Source organism: Deinococcus marmoris DSM 12784 (assembly GCF_000701405.1).
Taxonomy (GTDB): domain Bacteria; phylum Deinococcota; class Deinococci; order Deinococcales; family Deinococcaceae; genus Deinococcus; species Deinococcus marmoris.
This window is the reverse complement of record NZ_JNIV01000220.1, coordinates 1-1,962: the sequence shown is the minus strand read 5'-3', so window position 1 is coordinate 1,962 and position 1,962 is coordinate 1. Positions and strand designations below refer to the sequence as shown.

The following is a 1,962-nucleotide window of genomic DNA, read 5'->3' as shown; positions in this document are numbered from 1 at the left end:
CGATTTGGCAACATGATGCGACGTATCGAATTCGACTCCACTGCCGATGCCCCATGAACCACGGTGCTTCAAGCCCCCGGAATTTGGTGGCCTCCTCATCGCCGCAGCCTCTAAAATGCAACACACGACAAAACACCGTCCAGCACTAGTGCAGCGTTCTGGAAATCCCAATATCTTGATGGAGTATGAGAGGCAAAGTGCGTTTTTGAAGCCAGCCGATTTCAAGGCCGAAAACTGACTTGCCAAATTCTAATGATTCGGATTCCCTAGTATCAGAACTTAAAGAACGCTGCACTAGGCCGAGGTGTATGTTGCATTTAGAATCTGCACGCGCAACTGGTACAGTCGTCCACACCCGGCCCGATTGCAGGGTGTCGCTGGCTCTACTCAATCAGCTTTAGAAGATCAGGCGGCCCGTGGGCGTTTCCCTACCCGTGTCGGCGCGATCTGCCGCAACGCCTCCAGCAGGCCGCAATTTCTCAGGCCGTTCACCACCAGGGCGGCAGGGCGATTCTGCGCGCGGTTCCCCATCTGCTGATCTTGGCGAATGTCGTGCAGCACGCGCGCCATGATGTGCGCAACGTCGTCGATCCAGTCCTGGCCCTGGTCATGCGCCCGCAGGGTCTGCCAGATTAGCCAGCACCAGAAGCGCAGGTTTTCAGTATCCTCGAACGATGCGGCCAGGGTGCGCGCGGTTTTCTCTACCAGATCGCCTCTGCGGCTGCGCGACAGACCTGCGAGTACCGGAAGGGTGAAAACCGCGTCCAAGCCATCAGAAAAGGCTGGTGCAACAGTCAGTGTAACGTCTTGGGTTTGGGTGGAAAATGCAGCTAACACCCACTTTTCAAGTTCTCCTCTTTCTATAGCCTTCAGGCTTTTAACTGACTGTTGCACTGGAGAAAGGGGGCGTGCTGGGTGGCATTTTTCGGCCCGCGTCTTGGCGGCGTTGATCGTTGCCGCAGCCCGGCCACGGGGAACCACCTCGCCGTCTGCTCTGGCCTGCGCCCGTGCGGTCAGGCGTTCCTCTGCCCGCGCCCGCGCTGCGACCGCCTCCTCCCGCTTGGCCTCGCGCTGGGCCTTCTCGGCCTGCTGCTGCGCTTCACTGCGGGTCAGAGCGTACACCGTGCGGCCCTGCCGGGCGTCCCGGTCCAGATCACGCCAGGGATACCGCAGGTCACCCATGGTGACTTTAACTGGCGTGGCGTGGCCGGACAGCACCCGCTCCGGGCACAGCGACACGGCCCAGACCTTACCCGTCACGGCGGTCTGGCCGCGCAGGGTCCCGTAATGGTCCACAGCGGCCAGGACACCAGACGCGATCAGCGGGCGCAGGTTCCGCCACACCGTCACGCGGTCCCGCTCGATGTGGGCAGCCAGCAATTCGAGCGGTAGATGGAACACCGCCACATCGGGGCGGATGGGGACGCCGCGCGCCCGGACCGAATTCAGGCCCAGCGAGAACAACACGCGAAAGATCTTCCGGGCGGTCTCCGGGCAATCGGCGCTGTCCATACAGGCCGTCAGCGACTCGACGGGCCGGAACACCACCACCGGCGCGGGCGGCTCGGCAAACTGGGCGCGTGCGGCGGCGCGCTCAGCCGTGAAGTCATGGACCGTTTTCATCGGGCGGTCTGCGGTGGACGGCGTGAACCTGGGGGCCGGGGCCGGCGGTGGCGGTTCCCGGTGGCCCTGCGGCCAGGATTCGGCGGGTGCGCGGGTGCTGACGAGGCTGCCAAGGTGCTCGAACAACGGCGCGGCATGACTCTTCTTCTGTCCCTGGGCGCGCTCGTTACGGAGAAGCAGGCCAGTCGCGGGGGCGGGTTGAGAGGGGGGCAGTGTGGGTGCGTCCGCGAGGTGCGCAAACAGGCCATCAAGTGGGCCGCTGCTGCGTCCCCTGTACCGCTGTTCCTGCACGAAGCGGGCGAGAAAGTTTTTCCCTGACGGCGAGACTTCTGAGGAGTT

At 63.2% G+C, this 1,962-nt stretch carries 1 protein-coding gene; it reads right to left on the bottom strand.

Annotated features, from left to right (window positions below; all coding sequences use genetic code 11):
* Nucleotides 1-405: 405 nt before the first annotated feature.
* Nucleotides 406-1,962, bottom strand: a 1,557-nt coding sequence (locus tag Q319_RS0123345) for a hypothetical protein (protein WP_425388013.1), incomplete at its 5' end; no start/stop codon positions are given.